The following is a 24,196-nucleotide window of genomic DNA, read 5'->3' on the forward strand; positions in this document are numbered from 1 at the left end:
GCATGGCATTTGACATGGTGTCAGTTGCCATACCCGTTGACCCCCCCCTGGAAATCCGGTCACCCCGGCTCGCAGCACATCTCGCCAAGAATCGGTCAAGCATGGCAGGCAACGGACGAGAGGCTCGCGCAACGCCCTGTTACGCTCGGGGCAGCCAAGACGGCCGAGTCCAGGTCGATTGATTGGGCCACAACGGATTGCACGAGGGGACCTCCAGGGGGGAGGGGGGCCTTGCACTTATGGTTCAGGGGGAAGCGTGGGTCGGAATCCGTGCACGGGAGGCGAAGACGATGAGGAAATCGAAGTTGCCGCAAGAGATCATTGACGTCATGATCAAGCACGGCCTGGCTGGGCGCCGGGTGTACGTTCCGAAACTTCCGGACGCACCGGAGCAGTCGAGGAATCTCGTCACCATCCATCTTCCCAAACTGCTCGCCGAGGTCGAAGCGGACTACGAGCGCCGGGGCGTGACGTTTTTCTCCGAGGGCTCACCCCGGAAGCTGTTCTCGGGGAACTACGGCAAGACACGAATCGGAGCGCGGTTCAACTTAAAGCCTCGGACAGCGGCCAGTGTGTCGTCCGCAGCATGGAAACGCTGGCGGGAGTGGTTTTCCCGGTCGGAACGGCTCCGCCACGACGAGCTCCGTGACCTGGCGGACGAGGCCAGGCGTGAATTCGCCGCCATGTATTTCACCTATCTGGAGATCCGGCAGCGCCTGCGAGCCGGGGAGGCGGTCGGCCTCGAGGAGTACGTGCGCTACCACAACACCCCTGAGGCGCTCATCGAGCGGGTGAAGGACCTCGCGCAGGCCTCGATCCAGAGCTGTCCGTGGAGGGCTTCATGAACATGTTCATGAACTCGTGTCCCAAGAGGCCGATCGGGAGGAAAGTTTCATGAACATGTTCATGAAAGTGGGTCCCGCGGAGACACGATACGTGAAATAGCCACCCGGGAATCGGTTTCCGTTGGGGGAGATCAGAGGACGCACTCAACCATGGCTGAGTTGTGGGACATCAAGGCGCTGTCGGCGTATCTGGGCATCAAGCGCTCCACGCTTTACGCCCACGTTCGAGAAATCCCGCACTACAAGATCAATCGCCTGGTGCGGTTTCGAAAGGAGGAAATCGACGCCTGGCTGGCCGGCCAGCACCACGATCCGATCACGACGACTGCGCAAGCCCGATCGGTGGTGGCCGCGTTGAGTCGGCCCTCGGCTTCCGTGGATCACATCATCGCCCGCTCGATTGAGGCGGTCAGAAGAGCATATAATCGCCCCATCGGGAAACCAGGCCACGCCCACGGAAAGGAGGGGCGATGAGGGTGTTTCAGCGTGGCCGAATGTACTGGGTAACGATCATTCATCAGGGCAAGCGGATCCGCCAGTCGCTGGGGGTGACGGATAAGAACTTGGCGGGGCGGATCGCCGGCAAGATTCAGACAGCGATCGCCGAGGGCAAGTGGTTTGAGCGCAACCCCAATCAGGACAAGACGTGTCGGCAGATGATTGAGCGCTATCTGAACGAGCATTCCAAATGCAACAAGGCGCACACGTCGTACGTCCGCGACAAGAGCCTCAGCAATCACGTGCTGGCCTTCTTCGGCGACCGGCCGCTTGCGGAAATCAGGCCCCAGCTGATCGCGGAGTACAAGCGCAAGCGGCGCGCCGAGGCCGCGGCGCCCAAGACGATCAACCACGAATTGGGGCTGCTCTCCCATGCGTTCAAACTGGCGACTGCCGAGTGGGAATGGACGGACAGAAATCCCGTGCTTGGGGTCTCGCGCGAGGCGGTCAACAACCACATTGAACGGTGGCTGACGTCGGAGGAAGAAACCGCGTTGTTGGACGCGTCGCCGGGCTGGCTCAAAGAGATCCTCGTGTTCGCGGTCAACACGGGACTGCGACAAAGCGAGATCTTGAATTTGGAGTGGCCGCAGGTGGATCTGTTCCGACGAACGATCACGCTGCTCAAACAGAAGAACAAGCAAGTGGACACGCTCCCCGTGAACGCCAAAGCGCTGGAGGTCCTAAAGACGCGCGCCAAGGTGAGGCATTTCGCCTCGGCGTACGTGTTCACCAGCCGGGAGGGCACGCGCCTCGACGCCAGGAACCTCCTGCGCGCGTTTTATCTCGCGTGCAAGGACGCCAAGATCGAGCACCTGCGGTTTCACGATCTCCGCCACACGTTCGCGACGCGCTTGGTGCAAGCCGGCGTCGATCTGTATACCGTGCAGAAGTTGGGGCGGTGGCGGACGGTGCAGATGGTGGTGCGGTATGCGCATCACTATTCGGAGAGTTTACGGCCGGGCGTGGAGGCGTTGGACCGCGTGGGGAGCGCGGTCCCAGACACAATTTAGGCACAGTCCAATAAAAAGGGCTGACCCCGAAGAGCCAACCCGTTGATTTTCAAAGTTGCGGGGGCCGGATTTGAACCGACGACCTTCGGGTTATGAGCCCGACGAGCTGCCAGACTGCTCCACCCCGCGGACGGCAATGTAACAAAACGCTCGCGTCGCCGTCAAGCGGTGCGTGATCTCGCGCCGCAGAGTACCGGAAGTGGTCCACGAAACGACATACCGAACGAGGGTAACCCGCGCGCGCGTCACCTTGATTTTGCGGCGCCCGGCATGTCATCATACCCGCGATGTCGATCCTTCGGATACGCGAATATCCTGATGAAGTCCTGAAACGGCGGGCCGAGCCGATCAAGAACGTCGACGGCAAGCTGCAGACGTTGATCGAGGACATGTTCGAGACGCTTTATGCGGCTCCGGGCCTCGGTCTCGCCGCCCCGCAGGTGGGGGCGCCGATCCAGTTGTTCGTCTACGACATGGGCATCCGCGAAGGCGAACACGAGCGCAAGATCATCATCAACCCTACCATCGTCGAGCAGGAAGGAGAGATCGAGGAGGAAGAGGGCTGTTTGTCTCTTCCGGACTACCGCGAGGTCGTCAAACGCGCGGCCCGCGTCCTGCTCAAAGGTTATGATCGGGACGGCAAAGAGGTCGCGCTCGAAGCCAAGGGGTTGGAGGCGAGACTCTTTCAGCACGAGCTGGATCACCTCAACGGCGTGCTCATGTTCGATCGCTTGAGCCCGTTGAAACGCGACCTCATTCAGCGCAAGTTCAAGAAGCGCCTTCGTACGGAAGGCTCCTAGTCGACGGGACGGCCATGCGCGTGATCTTTATGGGCACGCCCGGATTTGCGCTTCCGTCGTTGGAGGTGCTGCAGGCGCGGGGCGAAGACCTCATCGCGGTCGTGACCCAACCCGATCGGCCGCAGGGGCGGGGACGAGTTCTCACACCCTCACCTATCAAGGTGGCGGCGCTTCGAAGCGGGATTCCGGTGCAGCAGCCGGAGAAGGTCCGCCACCCGGAGTTCCTTGACTGGTGCCGGGGTGCAGCGCCCGACTTGATCGTGGTGGTCGCGTTCGGGCAGATTCTTCCAAAAGCCCTGCTCGATATTCCGCGCCAAGGCTGTATCAATGTCCACGCCTCGTTGCTCCCCAAATACCGCGGCGCCGCGCCCATCGCGTGGGCGATCATCCGCGGGGAGACCGAGACCGGCATCACCACGATTCAGATGGATCCGGGCATGGACACGGGCCCGATGTTGGTGCGTCGTTCGCTGATGATTCGTCCGGATGATACGGCGGGCACACTAGGCGAGCGGTTATCCCAACTCGGGGCGCAGACGCTGAATGAAACGTTGGACGCGCTCAAGGCCGCGCGGTTGTCGCCGACGCCACAAGACTCGTCACAGGCGACTTTGGCGCCGATGCTCAAAAAGGAGGACGGCCGGATCAACTGGACGCAGTCCGCGGCCGCGATCGACGCGCTCGTGCGCGGACTCGACCCGTGGCCGAGTGCCTGGACCGAATATGCAGGTGAAACCTGGCGGATCTGGAAAGTTCGCGTGCAACCTGAACCGGGTGAGGCCGGCGTGGTGTTGCGGGCCGACGGCACCGGTATAACAGTCGGGGCCGGAGAGGGAAGCGTCCTGATCACCCAATTGCAGACGCCGGGCAAACGGAAGCTTGCGGCCCGCGAGTACTTGGCCGGGCATGCAATCAAGCCGGGAGTTCGCCTTGGTTAGCCGCCTGGTGAAAAAATCAGCGGCCGCTCCGGTGGCGGCGAGCGCGTCGCGTCCGTCGCCCGGTGCGGCGGCACGGCCTGCCAAAGGCCCCTCCAACGCCGGGCTCACCGCGAGACCATCTGCCGGAGCTCGCCGCGTTCCGGCCCGGCCAGCAGCTGCGCGGCCCGTTGGTGTCCCGGCCAGCCGAACGCGGCGGCCGGTCCGTCGGGCCGATCGTCAAGACACCGCCCGGAGGTCACGGGTTTCCGGGTCGCGGCGCCCCCTGTTACACGTGCCGGCGCTCGGCACGCTCCCCGACCGGTTTCGGTGGTCCGCCCGACGATGGGCGGCCGAACTCCTGCTGCGTGCCGAGCTTCGTGAGGCGTTCGGCCCCGCGCTGCTCGCGGAAATTCCGCCGTCGCTCTCCCCTCAGGACCGCGCATTGGTCCATGAACTCTTCTACGGCGTCTTACGGCACCGCTCGGCGCTGGACTGGCGCTTGGCCGCGTGTTCGACTCGTCGTTGGGGGCAGTTGCCGTTGCCGGTGCAGACCGTGTTGCGCCTTGGGGCGTATCAATTGCTGTTCTCGGATCGAATCCCGCCCCACGCGGCGGTCCATGAAGCGGTGGCGCTCGCCAAAGTGATGGCCGGTGAAGGAGACGTCGGCTTCACCAATGCGGTCTTGCGGGCGCTGGAACGGCGCAAGGGCGAGTTGATCGTCCCCGATCTGCTGGATCACCCCATCGACCATCTGACCGCGGAATACTCACATCCGGTATGGCTGGTCCGCCGGTGGCTCAAACGGTTCGGCTTGCAGCGCACGCTGGCGATGTGCCGGGCGAACAACGCGATCCCGCCGACCACGCTGCGCGTCAACCCCCTGCGCGTGACGCGTGAGCGGTTGATCGAGGTATTGGCGAAGGAAGGCGTGATCGCCGAGCCCTGTCGCGTGTCGCCTCAAGCCCTGGTGCTCAAGACCGGGCTCCCAGCAGCGCCCCGGGCGTTCGCCCAGGGCTGGTACTACGTGCAGGACGAGGCCGCGCAGCTCGTGGCCCTGGCCGTGGCACCGCAGCCCGGAGAGCGTATCCTTGACGCCTGCGCGGCGCCTGGCGGCAAGTCGATCCATCTGGCGGAATTGATGGGGGATAGGGGCGAGATCGTGGCGGTCGACGCGAGCGCCGAACGGATCGCCCTGGTCGAGGAGAACTGTCGCCGGATGGGCGTGAAGAGCGTGCACCCGGTGGTGGCGGATCTGTCGCGCCCTGGAGACGCCGACGCGCTGGGGCGCTTCGATCGCATTCTGGTCGACGCGCCGTGCTCAGGGTTGGGCGTCCTGCGCCGACACCCCGAAGCCAAGTGGCACAAGACCGAAGCCCTGATCGTCCGGCTCGCGGCCAAACAGCGCGCGATCCTCGACGCCGTTTCCCCGTTGCTCAAGCCCGGCGGCGTGTTGGTCTACAGCACCTGTTCCACGGAACGAGAAGAGAACGAGGATCGCGTGGAAGCCTTCATGAGAGCCCACGCCGGATGGACAATCGAGGATCTGCGGGGACGGCTGCCGCCGGACGCCGCGCCGCTGATCACTCCGCAAGGGTATCTCTCCACGCTCGGGAATCCGTTCGACATGGACTGTTTTTTCGCGGCGCGCCTGGTCAACGCGGCGCCTGGAGGCCACCTCGGATGAAACCGTTGCAGATTGCGCCGTCGATTCTCTCGGCCGACTTCACCATCTTGGGTCAGGAGATTCGAGACGTGGAAAAAGCCGGAGCCGACTTGATCCACATCGACGTGATGGACGGGCAGTTCGTGCCGAACCTCACGGCGGGGCCGATGATCGTGGAAGCGGCCGGCCGCGTCACGAACCTGCCCCTCGACGTGCACCTGATGATCCACGATGCGGACGCGCTGATTCCGGAGTTCGCCGAGGCCGGCAGCCAGTATCTCACGGTGCACGTGGAGGCGTGTCCGCACCTGCACCGCACGGTTCAATTGATCAAAGAAAAGGGCGTGAAAGCCGGGGTTTCGCTCAACCCCGCCACGGCGCTGTCGTTGATCGAGCCCATTCTGCCCGAGGTGGATCTCCTCTTGGTCATGTCGGTCAATCCCGGCTTCGGGGGCCAATCCTTCATCCCGTTGGTGCTGGACAAGCTCAAGGCCGCCCGCCGCATGATCGACGCGATCGCGCCGCACGTGTTGCTCGAGGTCGACGGCGGCATCAAGGTCGAAAACGCCAAGGCGCTGCGGAAGGCGGGTGCGGATGTTTTTGTCGCGGGGTCGGCGATTTTTGGCAAACGGGACTATGCCAAGACGATCGCGGCCATGCGAGCGGAAGCAGCGAAGGCGTAGCTTTCGCCGCTTCCGCAGCCGCCGATAACGGGCCATCTGCTGCGTTGTCACTTCGGCCTCGCGTCCTCACGTACGAACCAGTACGCTCCGGCGCGAGGCCTCGTTCCGCCTTGCATCTCGCCCATTCTCGGCGGCTGGGACACCACATCAAGCTCCGTTCGTGATCGATCTAGCTACTGCTAAAGCGATGACCGATAGGTTCGACCTACCGTCGCCGCGCCGTGTGACGCCCGTGGCGGGCGGGGTGATCAACCGGTCGTACCTGATCGAGTTGGATGACGGCGCGCTGTGGGTTTGTCGCGTGGATGTGGAGGGCGGGCGCGGCAAGCTCGCTCACGAAGCGGCCGTGTATCGTTGGTTATGGGAGCGCGCGCCCGGGTTGCCTATCGCCACGGCGTACCACGTTGACCCGGCGAGGGACATCATCCCCCACGAGTACGCGCTGCTTCCCCGGCTGCCGGGCGCGAATCTGGGCGCGGATATCGAGTATCTTCCCGAGGCAGTGCGCGAGCCGCTGTTGGAACAGGTGGGCGCGTTGCTGCGCCGGCTGCACGAGCTGATGGATGCGGACGGGGGACTGATCGACCTCCATCACCGTGGCCAGCCGTGGCGGGTCTTTGTCAACGAATGGTTTGCCAACATGCTCGCCCGTTGCGAGGCGCGGTTGGGCTACGCGCCGCCGTGGGCTGAACGCGCTCGCGCATGGATGGAGGAGCGAATCGAGCTCGTGCCGGAGGCTCCTTCACGCGTGTTCCTGCACGGCGACTTTCACTTCGGGAACCTGCAATACGAGCTGCTGCTGACTCCGCGGGTATCCGGCTGTTTTGATCTTGAGTGGGGGTGGTCAGGTCACGCCGCGTGTGATCTGCTCCACTTGCACGAGGCGGCGACGCGGTACCCCGAATACCGAGAACCGTTGCTGGCAGGATACGGCGTGCCCTCGTGGCCTCCCGAACTTACCGTGTATCGACTCATTCAATCGATCAGCGTGCTCGGCGCGGCGGTGGCGGGAGGTTCCGATCCCTTGTGGGATCTGATGGGATGGCACGGCGCGGTGATCGAGAACGTGTTGCGGGACCGTCAGCCTTTCACGGGATTGCTGCGGAGCGGCTGATCCGTTCCCGATCTCAACTGCGCGCTGAATCCAGCCGGCGCCACGTGATTTCAACGCTTCCGGACACAAATCCGGTGTCGTCGCCGACCAGCTCGGTGCGACACTGGATCAGGCGGATACGAATCTCGTACGGATACCCCGGCAGGGGCAGTCTCCGGTCGTCCGGGAAATACCGTTCACGGCTGAGCCAGGCGAGCACGTCGCTGGGGTGGGGTCCACCGGAGGGAATGCCCCGTCGCAGGACGTTCGTCCCGACTGACCCGGCTCCGCGCTCAACGACCTGCACTTCCCATCCGAAATGCGCGACGCGGGAATGGGCGATCCGCACGACGCGCAGCAGCAGCGTTGAGTCGATCTCCCGCGTGATGGTTTCGCGCGGATCGGTGACGTCGAAGCGAAGGGTTTGCGCGGGCAGCGAATCGGCGGAGAGCGCAGCGGCTCCCGGCGTGATCCACCAGACGATCCACACCTGGAGCAGGTACCGCGCCATTCGTCCTCGGTCGAGCAAGGCTCTCGCGATGATCGGTGCAGGAGCACGCTAACACGGGCTCACAAAACAGGTCAAACCGAAGCAGTGCGCGGGTCTTTGCTTTGACTTTGCGGCAGAGCCTCCGCTACCATTTCCCACTTACCATGAACGCCGTCTGGAAGCATGTGATTTGGGCCGGGATTGCCCTGCTGTGCGCGGTTGCGTTTGCGATCGTGACCGGGCTCGTTCGCCCGGAGGAAAACGTCAACGCGCTCTGGCTGGTCGTAGCTGCGGCGTGTTTCTACGTGCTCGCGTTCCGGTTTTACGGGCGCTTTCTCGGGCGGGTGGTGGGTCTGGATGACCGCCGCATCACCCCCGCGCATCGCCTCAACGATGGAAAGAACTTTCACCCCACGCACCGATGGGTGCTCTTCGGCCACCACTTTGCCGCGATCGCGGGCGCCGGCCCGTTGCTGGGGCCGGTGCTCGCGGCGCAGTTCGGGTATCTCCCGGGATTCCTTTGGCTCGTGATCGGCGCAGTCGTTGCGGGCGCGGTGCAGGACTTCGTGATCCTGGTCGGGTCGCTTCGCCGCAACGGTCGGTCGCTCCCGCAAATCGCGCGCGACGAAGTGGGGCCGGTCACGGGGCTGGCCACCGCGATCGCCGTATTGTTCATCGTGATCGTGGCTCTGGCCGGGCTGGGCCTTGCCGTGGTCAACGCACTCGCGCACAACCCCTGGGGCACGTTCACGCTGGCCATGACCATACCCATCGCGCTTTTGATGGGGCTGTACCTTCAGCGCTGGCGGCCCGGTCGGGTCGGCGAGGTCTCGCTGATCGGCGTGGGGTTGCTGCTTACCGCGGTCGTGATCGGCCGTCCGGTGGCCGCCACGCCGCTGGGCGCGGTATTCGACCTGGGACGCGAGAGCCTGGTCTGGTGGCTCGCGGGGTATGGATTTCTCGCATCGGTGCTGCCGGTCTGGCTCTTGTTGGCGCCGCGCGACTACCTGTCGTCGTTCATGAAAGTCGGCGTGGTGGTCTTACTGGCCGGCGGCGTGATCGCGATGGCGCCGGAACTCCAGATGCCGGCGACCACGGCGTTCATCGGGGGCGGCGGGCCGATCATTCCCGGCACGCTGTTTCCCTTCGTCTTCATCACCATCGCGTGCGGTGCGATCTCCGGGTTTCACTCCCTGGTGTGTTCCGGCACCACGCCCAAAATGATCGAGCGCGAAGGGCACGCGTTGGTGGGCTACGGCGCGATGCTGATGGAGAGCTTCGTCGGCGTGATGGCGCTGATCGCCGCGACGATTCTCATCCCCGGCGACTATTTCGCGATCAACACCACCTTGCCGCCGGACCAACTCACCGCGTTGGGGTTCCCCCCCGTGGAGGTCGGAGAGCTCTCGCGCATGGTCGAGACCAACGTGGTGGGCCGACCCGGGGGCGCGGTGTCGCTCGCGGTCGGGATGGCCTCTATTTTCGGGTCGATTCCGGGTCTGCGGGGCCTGATCGCGTACTGGTATCAATTCGCGTTGTTGTTCGAGGCGCTGTTTATCCTGACCACGATCGACGCGGGCACGCGCGTGGCTCGGTACTTGATCCAGGAACTGGGAAGCGCCGTGTCCCCACGCGTCGCGGATCTGAACTGGATGCCCGGCGTGCTCGCCTCGAGCGCGGTGGTCGTGGCGGCGTGGGGGTACTTGATCGCCAACGGAACGATTTCCACGGTGTGGCCCATGTTCGGTGCCGCGAACCAATTGCTGGGGACACTGGCGCTCTGCGTGGGCACCACGCTGCTGATCAAGATGGGGCGAGCACGCTTCCTGTGGGTGACGGTCGTCCCGATGTTGTTTGTGGGGACCATTACGCTCACCGCGTCCTGGCAGCTCTTCGGGTTTTTTTCCGCCAAGGCGGCCGCTGCGACCGTGACGAAAGACGCGTTCAACCTCCGTCTCGACGCGTGGCTGGTCGCGCTGGTGGCCATCCTCGCGGTGGTGATTCTCAGCGACTCCGTGAGGCAGTGGTACGGGTATCTCGTCCAGAAGCGCCCCTACCGGTCCACGGAAGTGAGCGGGCCGGAGGTGTACTCGCTTCCCACCGACCCCGGCTGTTAGGAGCCCGTCCATGAATGGCCATCTGCGGCGTTGGCGCTGCGCTTCCGCTCCTCACGTACTCACCACGTACGCTCCGGTGCGGTTCTCGCGCCGCCTTGCATCTGGCGCATTCCTGAACGGGCTCCCGCCCGACAGGACGCGGGCGGGACTATAAAGCTGCGACGGGGGCCTACCATGTACCCGCGACCATTTGTTGCTGTGATCGGGCGGCCCAACGTGGGGAAGTCCACGTTGTTCAACCGCTTGATCGGCCGTCGGGTGGCGGTGGTACAGGATGAGCCGGGCGTGACGCGCGACCGCAACTATTACGCGGTGGAGTATTGCGGCACGCCGTTCACGCTCGTCGATACCGGGGGGATGACCGGAGCCCCCCCCGCCCGTCCCTCCCCTCCTCGGGGGGAGGGTGACGGTGAACGGCTCCTTGCAGACGTTCAGCGTCAAACCGACCTCGCGATTCAGGAAGCCGATCGCATCATTTACTTGATGGACGGCCGTGACGGATTGCTGCCCATTGATCGAGAGATCGCCGAGCGCCTGCGCAAGATCGACAAGCCCGTGTGGTATGCCGTCAACAAAATCGACGGCCCCAAACACGAGGCCAAGGTCATGGAGTTCTACCAGCTCGGCGTCGAGCGTCTTTTCCCGATCTCCGCGGAACACGGATACGGCGTGGATGAGCTGCTGGAGGCCGCGATCCCGAGGGCAGAACCGAGGACGGAACCGACGGAGACCGGGACGATCCCGAGGGTCGTGGTCCTCGGCCGGCCCAACGCCGGCAAATCCACGTTGATCAACACCTTGCTCGGTGAAGAACGGTTGGTCACCAGCGACGTGCCGGGAACGACGCGCGACACCATCGACACGCTGGTCGAGCGGGGAGGAAAGACCTATCGCTTCGTGGACACCGCGGGCCTGCGTCGCCGCGGTAAAGTCAGCCGCGGGGTTGAACATTTCAGCGCAGAGCGCGCCCGCGATGCCCTAGCTAGGGCGGACATCGCGCTGATTTTGATTGACGCGACTGAAGGTGTCGTCGACCAGGAAACCAAAATCGTCGGGGAAGTGTTGGCTGCTGGCCGGGCCTGCGCGCTGGTGATCAACAAGTGGGATCTCAAGCCGCCGGGCGAGACCGAGCGAACCGCATTCCTGACCGAAGTCACGCGCAGATTCGCCTTTGTCGAACACGCGCCGGTGTTGTTCATCTCGGCGCTCAAAGGCGCGGGCGTCGGGAAAATCTTTTCGATCATCGATGACGTGATGACGGCCTACACCACGCGGGTCAGCACTGGGGACCTCAACCGGTTCTTCGAGGGCGTGGTCCGCGACCACCCGCCGCCGTTGTCCAAGGGGCGGCCAGTTCGTCTCAACTACATCACGCAGGCCGGTGTGAAGCCGCCGACATTCGTGGTCTTCGCCAGCGATGCCAAAGCCGTAGCGACCCACTACCGCCGCTACCTGGAAAACGCCCTCCGCCAGCGCTTCGGCTTCCGCGGCACGCCGATCCGCATCGTCGTCCGCTCCAAACGCAGCCGCTAGCAGACTGCTGAAAAAGTCCGTCTGCGGCGTTGCTTCGCCATCTGCAAGGTAGCGACCATTTGCATGCACCTTCGGTGCTGGCAGATTCGCGGTCGTCGGAAACCGCACCGTGTCCCTTGAAGGGACACGGATCCGATCCGCGTCGAAGACGCGACCATGCGGTTCGCCGTTTTCGGCAAATCCTCACGTACGACCCAGTACGCTCCGGTTTCCTCCTCCCTGCGGCCTTGCAGCCAGAACTTTTTGAGCAGTCTGCTGCACCCTTCGACATTTTCGGAATCCTGCCAGAAGATCTATTCTGTGGGGTGTTTAAACGCCCCGGAATTCCACGGGGCGAGCCCGTTCAGAAGCGGGCCAGATGCAAGGCGGCGTCGCCCGCCCGGACCGCAGCGTACTGGGTGCGTACGTGAGGACCGGACGGGCGACGCCAACGCCGCAGATGGCCCCTTATGGACGGGCTAACTAGGCGGAGGTGGAGCGGACGCGATAGTCCACATTATCCCGCACCCACTTCCACAGCCGCTCCTGCTCCGCAAGATCGGCATCCGGCGCCATCTGGTCCTTCCAGCCTTTCATGACCTCGGCTTCCACGGTCCACATGCGCACGCGCTGCCGCGGCACCAGTTTACGCCAATAGTCTCCGACTTTGGGGCTGGCGTAGGCGAGGCGGAGCGTGAGGTTGCGCGTCAGATAGTCCAGCGAACTCAGATCAAGCGTGGTATAGGCTGCCTGGCCCTTCTGGCCGTTCGCATCCGGTATCCCGTCGCTGATCACCACCAGGCTGATCGGTGCCAACACCAAATTCCGTTCTTTGGAGATCCGAGCCACCTGTCGGAAAAACGCGTTGTAATCCGTCAACGTGTCAGTCGGGGGAAACCACGTCCGCAAATCGGCTTCGATCTGCTCCACGGTCTTGCCGGAGAAATCGTGGATGGGGTGGAACGCTTTGGGTTCGTCCGCGCTCTGCCCGCCGATCGATCCCACGAACAGCTCTCGCGGCACGGCGAGACCGCCCAGCCCATTGAGGTGGCCGTAGAGATAGTGGGCCAGGAACGTCAGGGAGTCATCGTAGTACCCGGAGCTCCCGAACGATCCGCTGGTATCCACGGCCACAAACATGGTAAGCCGTGGCTTCTGCGAATCGGACCGGGGCGCACACGCTGCGAGACTGCTCCCCACGATGAGGGTTGCCATTAACCAGGTTGCGCACAATCGAGTTCGCAGCGTCATGGCATCACCTTTTTGGGTTGGAGCTGAATCGCACCCAATGCCTGCCGCGTGGCCATGACCTCCTTCAGGGTCCTGAACGGCAGACTGAAGATCGGCCGGGAGGTCACGAGGATGAGGGAGAAGTTGACCATCGCCCCCAACACGTGGAGCGCCGGTAACGCGAGGAACTCCAGCATCTCGTCGCTCTTCTCGTGCAACCAAGTGATCTCGCGCTTGAAGTCCGCGATGGGCTCCTGCCACCACGGGGCCGTATCCGCGGCCGCCACAGGGGCGGCCTGTTGCGGATCCACCAGCGGTCGGCGCGAAATGAACGCCAGGAGCGGCGGGGTCCCGAACTGAGCGAACAGGAACCACGTCATCCCGCGGATACCGAGCCAACCAAAGGTGGCCAACGCGAGCGTCAGGCCGATGCCCATGCGGAATTCCTCGCTGGTCTGTTGGGCGATCCACGGCGTGACCGCGTCCACCAACTCGCGGTAAAGGAACATCACCTCGAAGAACATGACAAACAGCTCGACCACGATCATCTGCGCCAGGAACTTCATCTCGCGCGCCTTGACCGCATCGATCAGGGCCTGCACGCAGGCAAAACTACCCGCGATGAGCATAAACAGAAACAGCCACAACACCGGTCCCATCAGCGGGGGCGTGTCCGCACCGACCAAATCGGCGATCACCTCGGACACCGTGGGAAACAACGTATAGGTAAAGATCGTGGTCTCCAGCGCGCACCAGAAGAGGAGCATGACGAACGCGATCCACGGTACGCCTGGCCTAAAATAGCTCTCCGTCATCTTGCCGGTCATGGTAAACGGCAGCAGGATAATTTGGCGCACGGACTCCGCCAGCATCTTGAGGGCCAACCGAACCAGCGTGAAGCCCCATCCGATGAGCACGGTGGCGGCTCGGATGGTTCCCACCCAGAACAGCCACACCGCTCGGGCGCCGTCCCACCAACCCAGCGCCAAGGCGGAGAAAAAGTTCACGCGGTTGGAGCGAAACGGGACGGTGTACACGGCCAACAAGGTGCACCACACGGCCGTCGCCCACAGCAGGACGGGTAGCAGCAGGAACGCAAACTTGGCGGCAGCGGCCCAGCCCGAGTCCGAGTAGCTAAAGAACGTGAGCAAGACGTCTTGCATTCCGGGGATCCACGAAATCGGAACCAAAAGGACTTCCGCCACGCCCCGCCATTGTTCCGGAACCATGTTCACGATCTGTTCAAACATGTCGACCTCCCTCCCTCGCTTGCGCAGCCGAACGGAGGCGCGAAGTCCCGCGCCGAGGTTCGGAGACGCCTTTGCTCCTTCGTTCTCTCCCGCCGGTTCCCGTCGCCGGGGTCGGAAAGTGTCCATTCCCGACCACTTCTCACGTGGCGCCGGGCGACCCGCCGTGCGCCGCCAGATAAAGGGGCTTCCGCGTTTCCGCCCCCAAAACAGCGTGGGGGAAGGTAGCACGGAACCGCCAGAGGTCAAGGACGGAATTTTGTGCCGTGGGAAAACCCCATGCCCGCCGATCCCTTGACAACGAGGGCGCGGGTTCCGTATTTTGAACCTATGTTCATTATTCTGAACTCATATTCATCACTAAACCCGTCCCCCCTCCGTCAGGGTTGACGTTGTGACCCTTCCACAACGCAAGGCGCGCGAACTCGCGCAGCGGAAACTCGAAATTCTCACCGTCGCGGAGCGGCTGTTCGCTCGCAAGGGGTTCTTCAAAACCAGCATGGCGGAGATCGCGCAAGAAGCCGAGTTCTCGGTCGGCTCGCTCTACCAGTTTTTCCCGTCCAAAGACGCGGTGTACGTGGCGCTGATGGAGAACAAGTTCGCGGAGTATTTGGCGCTGGTGCAGCGCGAAGCGGCCGGCGGCAAGACCGTTTTCGACCAACTCGATGCGCTGATCGCCACCAAGTTCGGCTTCTTCGAAAAACACCGGAATTTCTTCCGGATCTACGTGACGGAATGGGGCGTCGGCGAGTGTTCGGTCAAAGGCGCGCTGGGTCAGCGGATCTCGGGGCTTCGGGAAGAGTACCTGGCCTTGCTCACCAGAACGATGGCAGCAGGCATCAGGCGCCGCGTGTTCCAGAAACTCGACGCGCGGGAGATGGCGCATCTCTTCGACGGCATGATGAACGCGATCATCCATCAGTGGATCGTCAGCGCCGGCGAGGAGTCGTTGGTCGCCAAGGCTGATGCAATTCGGGATGTCTTTTTACGCGGGGTGTTGGTTGCACAACCGGTTGGGGCCAAGATGAGAGGTCGGTGATGAGACACGTGATCCGGAGAAGGGGTATGGTCGCTGTCGTCGCGATCGCATGGTTCGGCTGGTCAACGGTCACGGCGGACGCTGAACCCATGGCCTTGGGGCAGGTTTACGCCCTGGCTGTACAGCACAGCGAAGATCTTCAGATCAGGGTAGAAGGCGTGCGCCAAGCGGAACAAGAAGAGCGCCGCGCCCTGTCGGCGGTGTTGCCGAAACTGACCGTTAACGGCGACTACACGCTGACTCCTGAGGAAACTGGTGTCGCCGGCGCCACGATCCTTCTCCAACCGGAGTCGAGTTATGGCTGGGAGGCGCGTGTGGAGCAACCGCTTTATTCCGGTGGGAAGAACCGTGCCGGACGACGCATTGCACAGCGGCAGATCGAGGCGGCCGGGAAAGACCTTCGGTTGGGTCGTGAAGCGTTGTTGTTGCGGGTCGCGGACGTTTTTTACACCGTCTTGCGGGCGCAGAAGAACGTGGAAATCCAGATGCGCAACGTCGAGCGGCTCAAGGAGCATCGCCGACTGGCCGAGTTGCGGTACAAGGTCGGCGAAGTGACCGAGTCGATCCTGTTGCGGGCGGAGGCCGAACTCGCCAGCGCCAACGCCGACCTGGTGGCCAGGGAGCGAGACGTGGCCGTAGCCAAACGCGAACTCGCGCTGCTGACGGGGTTGCCCGGAGACGTCGAAATCGTGGAACCCGAGGTGCCGGACGTGCCGGCCGAGTCGATGGCGCAATTGCTGGAAGCCGCGAAAACCAGCCGTGACGAGGTCCAGCGAAGCCACCTGAACGAACGGATCGCGGAGGAACAAGTGTCGTTCGCCCGCGGAAATTTTCTCCCCAGCCTCGATCTCGAAGGCGCGTACTCCAGGCGCAAACAGGATCCCAGGCCGAACTTCTTCATCGAAGAAAACTGGAGGGTCGCCGCCACGATTGACATTCCATTGTTCGAGGGTGGGCTCCGCAAGGCGGAGTTCCGACAGGCCAAGTCCAGGCTCGAACAAAGTCGGTTGGAAACCGCCAAGCTGAGCAAAGACATCGATCTGGAGGTGACGAGCGCGGGCCTCACCCTTGAGGCGGTCAGCCGCGCACTGGACTCGCGCCAGGAACAACTCCGTTTCTCCAAGAAGAACTATGAGATGGTGTCCAAACAATTCACGTTCGGCCTGGCCACCAACTTGGACGTTCTGGACGCCAACCAGACGCTGATCGAAGCCGAACGCGACGTGATCGCGGCGACGTACGATCGACACTTGGCCATTTTGGAGGTGCAACGCAGCGTGGGGCGGTTTCTTGCGGAGGCGGAACAGGCGATGCCCAAGGAGTCGATGTGAGGGCGGGAACCCGCAAGCGACTCGGCGTCGTTGTGACGCTGGCGATTGTCGGCGCGGCGTGGGCGGCCTTCGCGCAACGCGCGGGCGGACCGCCTGGCGCCGGAGGTCCGCCGGGCGGGATGCCGCCGATGCCGGTGGAAGTCGCGCCCGTGCGCGTCGGCGCCGTGACCGATGAGATCGCAACCGTGGGGTCGCTCCAAGCGAACGAATCGGTGGTGATTCGCGCCGAGATCGCGCAGCGGATCACCGCGATCGAATTTACCGAGGGGCGCACCGCGAAAGCGGGCGATGTGTTGGTGCGGCTCGACGCCACGGAACTGGCCGCGCAGGTGGCGCAGAACGAAGCCGCGGCTGAGTTGGCCCGCGCAAACCTGGAGCGGGCCAAGCCCCTCCAGGCTGAGAAGTTGATCAGCCCGCAAGCCTTCGATGAGCTGAACGCCAAACTCAAAGAAGCCGAGGCCAATTTGGCCATTGCGCGCGAGCGGTTGAGCAAGGCGACCATTCGCGCGCCGTTCGGCGGCAAGCTGGGTCTGCGGCAGGTCAGCCCCGGCGACTACGTGCAGCCGGGCCAAGCGCTCGTGAACCTGGAAGATGTCTCCAGCGTGAAAGTGGATTTCCGAGTTCCCGGCGTGGATGTGAGCCGAGTCAACGTCCGTCAGGGGATTACGGTGCGCGTGGACGCGTTTCCGGACCGCACGTTCGCGGGCAAGATCGAGGCGATCGACCCTCGGCTGGACGAAGCCACCCGCACCGTGCTGGTGCGCGCCCGCATCCCGAGCCCGCGCGGCGAACTGCTGCCCGGAATGTTCGCGCGCGTGGCCGTGGTCGTGGCCGAGCGGCCGAACGCACTGTTGATTCCGGAGCAGGCCGTGGTGCCCATGGGCAACGACGCGTTCGTGTTCCGCGTGGTCGACGGTAAAGCGGCGATGGTCAAGGTCGGTATCGGTCAGCGAAGAGCCGGTGAAGCCGAGGTCGTCTCGGGGTTGAGTCCTCAAGACGTAGTGGTGATCGGCGGCCAGATGAAGATTCGCGACGGCGCACCCGTCACCGTCATCAACCAACAGAGCGCACCCGGCGGTGCACCGCCCGGTAAAGGCTAAATCGTGTTTCTGCCCGAACTCTCCATTCGCCGGCCGGTCCTCGCGACCGTGATGAGTCTGATGCTGATTTTGATCGGCATCATCTCATACACCCGCCTGGCGGTTCGGGAATACCCCAATATCGATGCGCCCATTGTCTCGGTCCGCACGGTCTATATCGGAGCGAGCGCCGAGGTGGTGGAGAGCCAAATCACCCAGCCGATCGAGGATTCGCTCGCCGGCATCGAAGGCATCAGGGTCATCAAGTCCGTCAGCCGTGAGGAGGTCAGTCAGGTCACGGTGGAGTTCACCTTGGATCGCGACATCGACGCGGCGGCGAACGACGTGCGGGACCGCACCGCGCGCGTCCGGGGTTTGTTGCCCGAGGAGGCGGACGAGCCGGTGATCGCCAAGATCGAGGCCGACGCCTTCCCCATTATCTGGCTCGCCTTCTCCAGCGACCGCCACACGCCGTTGGAGATCACCGACTATGCAGACCGCGTGGTCAGGGACCGCCTGCAGACCTTGCCGGGCGTGGCCAGCGTCATCATCGGGGGCGAGCGCCGTTACGCCATGCGCTTGTGGCTGGACCGGGAGCGGTTGGCCGCGTACGGCCTGACCCCGCAGGACGTGGAAGACGCGCTGCGCCGCCAAAACGTCGAAGTGCCGTCGGGCCGCATTGAAAGCCGACAGCGTGAATTCACGGTGCTGACTGAAACCGATCTGCGCACGCCCGAGGAGTTCGATCGTCTCATCATTCGGGAGGTCAACACGTATCCGGTCCGCTTGCGCGACGTGGGCTACGCCGAACTTGGGGCGGCCGACGACCGTAACGCGGTGCGGGTCAACGGCGATCCCGCGGTGGGGGTGGGCGTGGTCAAACAATCCAACGCCAATACCTTGGCCGTGGCCAAAGCGGTCAAAGCGGAACTGCCCAAGCTGACCGCCGGGCTCCCGGCCGGGATGACGCTGCAGATCGGGTTTGACAGTTCGGTCTTCATCGACGAGTCGATCAAGTCGGTCTTCGAAGCTTTGGCGGAAGCGCTGATCCTGGTCGTGCTGGTCATTTTCTATTTCCTGCGTTCGGGCCGCGCCACGCTCATCCCGTTCGTCACGATCCCGGTGTCGTTGATCGGCGCGTTCGTCTTTGTCTACGCGCTGGGGTTTTCCGTCAACGTGCTGACGCTGCTGGCGCTGGTGCTGGCGATCGGGCTGGTGGTGGACGACGCGATCGTGGTGCTGGAGAATATCTACCGCCGCATCGAGCGCGGGATGCCGACGGGACAGGCGGCGCTCGAGGGCAGCAAGGAGATCGCGTTCGCCGTGCTGGCGATGACGACCACGGTCGCGGCGGTTTTTGTGCCCGTGGCCTTCATGACCGGCACCACCGGACGACTGTTCCGCGAATTCGCTCTGACGGTCTCCGCGGCGGTGATCGTGTCGGGTTTCGTGGCCCTGACACTGACCCCCATGATGTGCTCGAAGCTGTTGCGCCACGAGCTGCAACACGGCCGCATCTACCGCCTGATCGAGCGCGGGATCGAACGGTTGAACATTGGATACCGAGCGCTGCTCACCCGGTCGCTCAATCATCGCGCGTTGATCGTGTCGCTGGCCGTGGCGACCGCCGGGGCGATCGTGTTTCTGTTCATGACCCTCAAGGCCGAGCTCTCGCCGTTGGAGGATCGCGGCATCATGATCGGCGTGATGCTCGCACCCGAAGGCGCCACCATGGCGTATACCGACAGCTACGCCAGGCGCGTGGAAGGCATGTACAGCCAGGTGCCCGAGATCAGAACCTATTTTATGGTGGTGGCGCCAGGGCTCGAAAGGCCCAACCCCGTGACCTCCGCGTTTTCGTTCGTCATGCTGAAACCCTGGGACGAGCGCGAACGCAAGCAGCAGCAAATCGTGGGCGAGTTGATGCCCAAGATGTTCGGACTCCCCGGCGTGCTGGCGTTTCCCATCAATCCGCCCTCGCTTGGCCAGAGCTTTCGCAATCCCCCCGTGATGTTCGTGGTGCAGGCGAACACGTACGCCGAGCTGCAGACCATGGTGGATCAGTTGATGGCCAAGGCCCGCGAGTTCCCGGGGCTGGTCAACATGGACAGCGACCTGAAGTTGAACAAGCCCCAATTTGCGGTCACCCTCGATCGCGAGAAAACCGCGGACGTGGGCGTGGAAGTCGAGACCGTAGGCCGCACCCTGGAAACGCTGCTCGGAGGCCGGCAGGTCACGCGCTTCAAACGCGAGGGCGAGCAGTACGATGTCATTGTCAAAGTCGCGGACAAGGACCGGACCAGTCCCAACGACTTGACCGCCATCTACGTCCGCGGGAGCAACGGCCAGTTGGTGCAGCTCTCCAATCTCATGCAGGTCAAAGAAACCGTGGCGCCGAAGGAATTGAATCACTTCAATCGCCTGCGGTCCGCCACGATCTCGGCGAACCTCGCGCCCGGGGTGGCGCTCGGTGACGCGCTGGAGTTCATGGAAAAAGCCGCGGCCGAGGTATTGCCGGCAGGCACGCAGACCGCGCTCGACGGACAGTCGCGCGAGTTTGAAGAATCCGGCGCCAGCATGTACATCGCGTTTGCATTGGCGCTGATCTTTCTTTACCTGGTGCTGTCCGCGCAGTTCGAGAGCTTTGTGGATCCGTTCATCATCATGCTCTCGGTGCCGCTGGCCATGGCCGGCGCACTGCTGTCGTTGAAACTGACCGGCAACACGCTCAATGTCTACAGCCAGATCGGCATGGTGATGCTGGTGGGCTTGATCGCCAAGAACGGAATTTTGATCGTCGAATTCGCCAACCAGCTGCAGGAGCGGGGCCGGGCAGTGCGCGAGGCCGTGATTGAAGCCGCGTCGTTGCGCCTGCGACCGATCCTCATGACCACGGCCGCCATGATCCTGGGTTCGGTCCCGCTGGCTCTGGCAACCGGCGCAGGGGCGGAAAGCCGTCAGCAGATCGGCTGGGTGATCGTGGGCGGGTTGCTGCTGGGGACGTTGTTGACCCTGTTCGTGATCCCGACCTCGTACACCTTACTCGCACGAAGGCGAACCAGCCCCACGGAGCCAACGCCCAAAGAGATCGAGGTGCAGACCTTGGCGGGCAACGGCGAAGGGGTTGGAGTGAGCGTCGAGAGCTAAGTGGGCAAGCGACCCTCAGGCGCGAGGCCGTACCGGGTCTGAATCTCCACAATCCGTTCCCGGCAGCGGGTCACCAGTTCCGTATCGCCTTTCGCTTCGTAGACCGACACCAGTCCCCGCAACGCTTCGGCCTCACCCGCCACGTCGCCCAGGCTGATGAAGTGACTCGATGAAAAGTTGAAACACGTCTCAGCCTTGGCGAGCTTGCCTGCTTTAAGAAACGCCCGCCCAAGTTGGCCCCACGTGCCGGCCAGCCCCTCCTCGAATCCCGAACGTTTGTGACAGTCGATCGCGGTCTTCAGCGCGGCGATGGCCTCATCGAGCCGACCGGCATCCAACTCCAACAATCCGATGTTGCAGTGCAGAATGCCCAGCGACCGCGTGTCGCCGAGCGGGGTGAGGAGGTCCAGCGCTTCCAGATAACACGCCCGGGCCCGTTCGCGTTCACCGATTTCCCGCGCCAAGTTGCCCAGATTCACCAGCGCCTGCCCCGCGATACCAGCATCCGGCGTCTCGCGCTGCAGCGTGAGCAACTCCTGAAAACACGCCCGTGCCGCCTCCCGATCTCCCAGCGCCGCGTGTACGCTGCCTAAACTCAACAGCACCGGCATCACTCGCCTCGGTTCCGCCCGCTTTCGCTCTTCGATCAGCGCCTCCTCAAAACACCGTAGCGCCGCCTCGAGCTGTCCGCGGTGCCAAAAGATTTCGCCACGGCGGAAGGCGGGAGAAGGGTCGTAGGAGACCGGCGTCGCCTCATTCCTCGACACGCCTTGCCTGTAGCACCCGCGCGGAGCAGTTGTCAATCACAGGGCCGAGGGGAGGCTGATCAGTAAGGGACCAGGTAGAGCAGGGGCGCTGCCGATTTTTCTGAGGGGGGAATCGGTGCGGTGGGAGTCGCGTTGGCTGCTTGAAGCGCTTCCCGCGGCTGTGCTAGGTTAAATCCTCTTCCCACCACACAAGAGGTCAGCCCCGTGGCTGGTTTGTCGGTCGCTTTCCATGGAAGGAGAAGCACATGACTCGCATCTGGCTAGCAGTGATCGTAGTCCTTTGGGCGGTTCCGAGCATCGCCGCAGAGTTTCGTCTGACAAGCCCAGTTCTGAAAGACAAAGCCACCATCGCGAACGAGCAGGTCTTCAACGGCTTCGGGTGCACCGGCGGCAACATCTCTCCGGCCCTCGCGTGGGAAACCCCGCCCAAAGACACCAAGAGCTTCGCCGTAACTGTGTATGATCCCGACGCGCCGACCGGCAGCGGCTGGTGGCACTGGGTCATTTTCAACATCCCGCCGTCGGTCACCCAACTCCCCGCCAATACCGGCAAGCCTGACGCCGGCCTGGCCCCTGTGCAGGCCATCCAGAGCATGACCGACTTCGGCGCGCCGGGTTACGGCGGCCCCTGCCCGCCTGCGGGCGACAAACCGCATCGCTACATTTTCACCGTGTACGCACTCAAGGTCGATCAACTGCCGCTCAAATCAGACGCCAGCGGGGCGATGGTGGGGTTCTATCTGAACCAGAATAGTCTGGCCAAAGCATCGTTCACGGCTACGTACGGCCGGTGAGCAGGGCCGAGATTTAGATGAGCCTGAGTCTCCTTCAGCCGATGGCGCCTCGGTTAATTTTTGGACTGAGGGCCTTGACGCCTCAGGGCGTACTGTGGTCTGCTGCTGCGAGAGGTCCTGCACGCAGTGGGTATGGCGCGTCGGCCGAGGACACTGATGCGTGCCGCGTTCATCGTGCGGCGCTGAGTTCACGTGTTGAGATCCACGATGTACCTCCCCCAGCGGAAAGTCGATGCGCTGTTCGCCCTCGTGCGCGACATGCATGCCACCCCTCCGTGGAAAGATCCCGAGCGTTTCTTCACGAGCCTGCACCGCGTCATCCCGTTTGACTATACGGTCCCGTTCATGAAGCTCGACGCGGACACGGCGCGTATCATCCCGTCGACCCTCACCTTCACCAACGGCGGGCGGGATGACGCCGCGGTCTTTCGCGATCACAACGGGTACTTCTACCGCTACAAGCACGCGCTGATCGCGTCCGCGCCCCGGCGCAAGTGCTTCAGCCTTCACTTTCCAGCCACACCGCAAATCCAGCTCCCCGAGGCCAAGTTCCGTGAATACCACAACGACTTCTGGCACAAGCACCGGATGGCGTTTTCCTGCGGCGGGTACTTCGACACGCCCGGCGGCAGGTTTGCCCTGTATCTCAGCCGCAGCGCCCAGCGTTCAGACTTCTCCGCCGAGGAGAAACATTTTCTCGATCTGCTCCTTCCGCACCTGCAGTTGCTCGCCACGTCGGCAGAGCAGGACCTCCCCGCGCTGTTTGTCGACGCGAAGGGCACGATGGTGTCGCGCGAGGGTGGAACCGGGAGTCCCGGAGGAACCGCGTCGCGCCTAGAGACGCGCATCAAGGAGTTTCTACCGAATTGGATCACTGAGGTCCGCGATCGGCCGCTGGCCGTGTTGCGTCGTGAGTTCCGCGAAGCAGGCACCAGTCACGCCCTGACCTTCTCGCAGATCGGCTTTGGTCGGACGCCGCTGTTTCGGGTGAGTTGGACGGCGCAGGACGCGACCCCGGTGCCCGCGGCCGTGCTCCGCGCGTTCGCCCACCAGCACCATCTCTCGCCCCGCGAAGCCGACGTCCTCGCGTGCGCCGTCGCGGGCAAGAGCATGAAGGAAATCGCGGTACAACTCGGCCTGGCCGTGGACACGATCAAGGAATACCTTGGTTCGCTCTACCGCAAGACCGACGTGGATGGCCGGGGACCGCTCGTGGCCAAGGTCTTGGCCGTGCTGGCAACACCAGGCACCGCGGAGGAAAGTCCCTCCCCAGGTCCTCGGTTCTGACTCAACACGGCCCCAAACGGCCCCAATGTTCCGGCATCGCCGTCTCGCGCGCTGGAGGCGAGCCGCGCACTACCGGCAACGCGGCTCGCCTTGCTTGCCATTCGCTCGTGGCCGCCTACATCCGCTCCACAATGTCCTGCTTCATCGGCCCAAGTACCGACAACAATTCGTTCTTTTCCTTGGCCGGCACCTTGAATTTGTCCAACGTGGCAATCAGATCCTCGACCAAGGCGTCGAAGTCCTGCGCCGTGATCCCCATGCCGGCGTGGCTGGACTTCATATCTCGGCCGCGATAAGCACAAGGCCCGCCGGACGCCTGGCAGATCTGGTCCACCAGCATCGCCTTGAGCCGCGGGATATTCGCGTTGGCGAATCGGCCGTTGATCCGGCTGTCCGCGGCCACGCGTCCCACAAAATCCTCGACCACGGCCTCGATCGCGGGTTTCTCGCCAAGCCGCTGGTACAGCGAGGCATCTGTTTTCGACATCAGACTTCCACCGGCACACCCTGCGGCCAACCACAGCGCCGCGACCACTACCGCAACTTGCTTTGACATCCGAACCATCTTCAGCTCCTTTCCTCTCCTCTTGTCCTTTGGGTATGGTTGACCCTGCAGGAGGGGCGCGGTGACGCGCCCCTCCCTT

At 63.5% G+C, this 24,196-nt stretch carries 21 protein-coding genes and 1 tRNA gene; 16 read left to right on the plus strand and 6 right to left on the minus strand.

Features of this window, described 5'->3' with window-relative positions; genetic code table 11:
* Positions 1-290 precede the first annotated feature (290 nt).
* The 3 genes from AB1451_08535 to AB1451_08545 all read left to right on the plus strand — a co-directional run bounded on the left by AB1451_08535 (position 291) and on the right by AB1451_08545 (position 2,356).
* A complete protein-coding gene (locus AB1451_08535; protein MEW6682956.1) occupies positions 291-845 on the plus strand; it encodes a hypothetical protein in 555 nt (184 codons plus the stop codon).
* A 150-nt stretch (positions 846-995) separates the two neighbouring features.
* Positions 996-1,319, plus strand: a complete 324-nt coding sequence (locus tag AB1451_08540; protein MEW6682957.1) for a helix-turn-helix domain-containing protein — start codon at positions 996-998, stop codon at positions 1,317-1,319.
* Positions 1,316-2,356 (plus strand): tyrosine-type recombinase/integrase, encoded by a 1,041-nt coding sequence (locus AB1451_08545; protein MEW6682958.1) that lies wholly within the window; start codon positions 1,316-1,318, stop codon positions 2,354-2,356. The genes AB1451_08540 and AB1451_08545 overlap by 4 nt, the downstream gene beginning before the upstream one ends.
* 55 nt (positions 2,357-2,411) lie before the next feature.
* Here the strand turns inward: AB1451_08545 and AB1451_08550 are convergent.
* Positions 2,412-2,485, minus strand: a tRNA-Met gene (locus AB1451_08550).
* 158 nt (positions 2,486-2,643) lie between these two features.
* Between AB1451_08550 and def the strand changes: the two genes are divergently transcribed.
* From def to AB1451_08575, 5 genes are all read left to right on the plus strand, one after another.
* A complete protein-coding gene (def, locus tag AB1451_08555; protein ID MEW6682959.1) occupies positions 2,644-3,156 on the plus strand; it encodes a peptide deformylase in 513 nt (170 codons plus the stop codon).
* 14 nt (positions 3,157-3,170) lie between these two features.
* Complete coding sequence (gene fmt / locus AB1451_08560) at positions 3,171-4,094, plus strand: methionyl-tRNA formyltransferase (protein MEW6682960.1); 924 nt, start codon at positions 3,171-3,173, stop codon at positions 4,092-4,094.
* Between the two features lie 271 nt (positions 4,095-4,365).
* Positions 4,366-5,757, plus strand: a complete 1,392-nt coding sequence (rsmB, locus tag AB1451_08565; GenBank protein MEW6682961.1) for a 16S rRNA (cytosine(967)-C(5))-methyltransferase RsmB — start codon at positions 4,366-4,368, stop codon at positions 5,755-5,757.
* On the plus strand, positions 5,754-6,419 hold the full coding sequence (gene rpe, locus AB1451_08570; protein ID MEW6682962.1) for a ribulose-phosphate 3-epimerase: 666 nt from the start codon (positions 5,754-5,756) through the stop codon (positions 6,417-6,419). The genes rsmB and rpe overlap by 4 nt, the downstream gene beginning before the upstream one ends.
* Before the next feature lie 187 nt (positions 6,420-6,606).
* A complete protein-coding gene (locus AB1451_08575) occupies positions 6,607-7,533 on the plus strand; it encodes an aminoglycoside phosphotransferase family protein (GenBank protein MEW6682963.1) in 927 nt (308 codons plus the stop codon).
* 13 nt (positions 7,534-7,546) lie between these two features.
* Here the strand turns inward: AB1451_08575 and AB1451_08580 are convergent, their stop codons facing one another.
* Positions 7,547-8,023, minus strand: a complete 477-nt coding sequence (locus AB1451_08580; protein ID MEW6682964.1) for a hypothetical protein — start codon at positions 8,021-8,023, stop codon at positions 7,547-7,549.
* 143 nt (positions 8,024-8,166) lie between these two features.
* Here AB1451_08580 and AB1451_08585 point away from each other — a divergent pair, with 143 nt between their 5' ends.
* Positions 8,167-10,119 (plus strand): carbon starvation CstA family protein, encoded by a 1,953-nt coding sequence (locus AB1451_08585; GenBank protein ID MEW6682965.1) that lies wholly within the window; start codon positions 8,167-8,169, stop codon positions 10,117-10,119.
* 174 nt (positions 10,120-10,293) lie between these two features.
* Positions 10,294-11,652, plus strand: coding sequence for a ribosome biogenesis GTPase Der (der, locus tag AB1451_08590; protein ID MEW6682966.1), 1,359 nt, complete (start codon positions 10,294-10,296; stop codon positions 11,650-11,652).
* A gap of 462 nt (positions 11,653-12,114) precedes the next feature.
* On the opposite strand, the gene AB1451_08595 is transcribed toward der, so the two are convergent.
* Together AB1451_08595 and AB1451_08600 are read right to left on the minus strand one after the other, a co-directional pair.
* Positions 12,115-12,882, minus strand: a complete 768-nt coding sequence (locus AB1451_08595) for a hypothetical protein (GenBank protein ID MEW6682967.1) — start codon at positions 12,880-12,882, stop codon at positions 12,115-12,117.
* On the minus strand, positions 12,879-14,111 hold the full coding sequence (locus AB1451_08600) for a hypothetical protein (GenBank protein MEW6682968.1): 1,233 nt from the start codon (positions 14,109-14,111) through the stop codon (positions 12,879-12,881). The genes AB1451_08595 and AB1451_08600 overlap by 4 nt, the downstream gene beginning before the upstream one ends.
* 391 nt (positions 14,112-14,502) lie before the next feature.
* Here AB1451_08600 and AB1451_08605 point away from each other — a divergent pair, with 391 nt between their 5' ends.
* From AB1451_08605 to AB1451_08620, 4 genes are read left to right on the plus strand one after another with little or no spacing between them, the layout of a single operon-like run.
* Positions 14,503-15,147: a TetR/AcrR family transcriptional regulator gene (locus tag AB1451_08605; GenBank protein ID MEW6682969.1), complete on the plus strand. Its 645-nt coding sequence runs from the start codon at positions 14,503-14,505 to the stop codon at positions 15,145-15,147.
* A 26-nt stretch (positions 15,148-15,173) separates the two neighbouring features.
* Positions 15,174-16,478, plus strand: coding sequence for a TolC family protein (locus tag AB1451_08610; GenBank protein ID MEW6682970.1), 1,305 nt, complete (start codon positions 15,174-15,176; stop codon positions 16,476-16,478).
* A complete protein-coding gene (locus tag AB1451_08615; protein ID MEW6682971.1) occupies positions 16,475-17,578 on the plus strand; it encodes an efflux RND transporter periplasmic adaptor subunit in 1,104 nt (367 codons plus the stop codon). The genes AB1451_08610 and AB1451_08615 overlap by 4 nt, the downstream gene beginning before the upstream one ends.
* Positions 17,579-17,581: 3 nt before the next feature.
* The gene (locus AB1451_08620; protein ID MEW6682972.1) at positions 17,582-20,704 is read left to right on the plus strand and encodes an efflux RND transporter permease subunit; all 3,123 of its coding nucleotides are present in this window, start codon (positions 17,582-17,584) and stop codon (positions 20,702-20,704) included.
* Here AB1451_08620 and AB1451_08625 read toward each other — a convergent pair.
* A complete protein-coding gene (locus tag AB1451_08625; GenBank protein ID MEW6682973.1) occupies positions 20,701-21,471 on the minus strand; it encodes a tetratricopeptide repeat protein in 771 nt (256 codons plus the stop codon). The two genes, AB1451_08620 and AB1451_08625, sit on opposite strands and share 4 nt — an antisense overlap.
* A 245-nt stretch (positions 21,472-21,716) precedes the next feature.
* Here AB1451_08625 and AB1451_08630 point away from each other — a divergent pair, with 245 nt between their 5' ends.
* Both AB1451_08630 and AB1451_08635 read left to right on the plus strand, forming a co-directional pair.
* Positions 21,717-22,265, plus strand: a complete 549-nt coding sequence (locus AB1451_08630; protein MEW6682974.1) for a YbhB/YbcL family Raf kinase inhibitor-like protein — start codon at positions 21,717-21,719, stop codon at positions 22,263-22,265.
* A gap of 192 nt (positions 22,266-22,457) precedes the next feature.
* A complete protein-coding gene (locus AB1451_08635; GenBank protein MEW6682975.1) occupies positions 22,458-23,552 on the plus strand; it encodes a helix-turn-helix transcriptional regulator in 1,095 nt (364 codons plus the stop codon).
* A gap of 115 nt (positions 23,553-23,667) precedes the next feature.
* Here AB1451_08635 and AB1451_08640 read toward each other — a convergent pair whose 3' ends face one another.
* The gene (locus tag AB1451_08640) at positions 23,668-24,117 is read right to left on the minus strand and encodes a group 1 truncated hemoglobin (protein ID MEW6682976.1); all 450 of its coding nucleotides are present in this window, start codon (positions 24,115-24,117) and stop codon (positions 23,668-23,670) included.
* Positions 24,118-24,196: the final 79 nt, after the last annotated feature.

This window comes from Nitrospirota bacterium (assembly GCA_040757335.1).
Taxonomy (GTDB): domain Bacteria; phylum Nitrospirota; class Nitrospiria; order 2-01-FULL-66-17; family 2-01-FULL-66-17; genus JBFLXB01.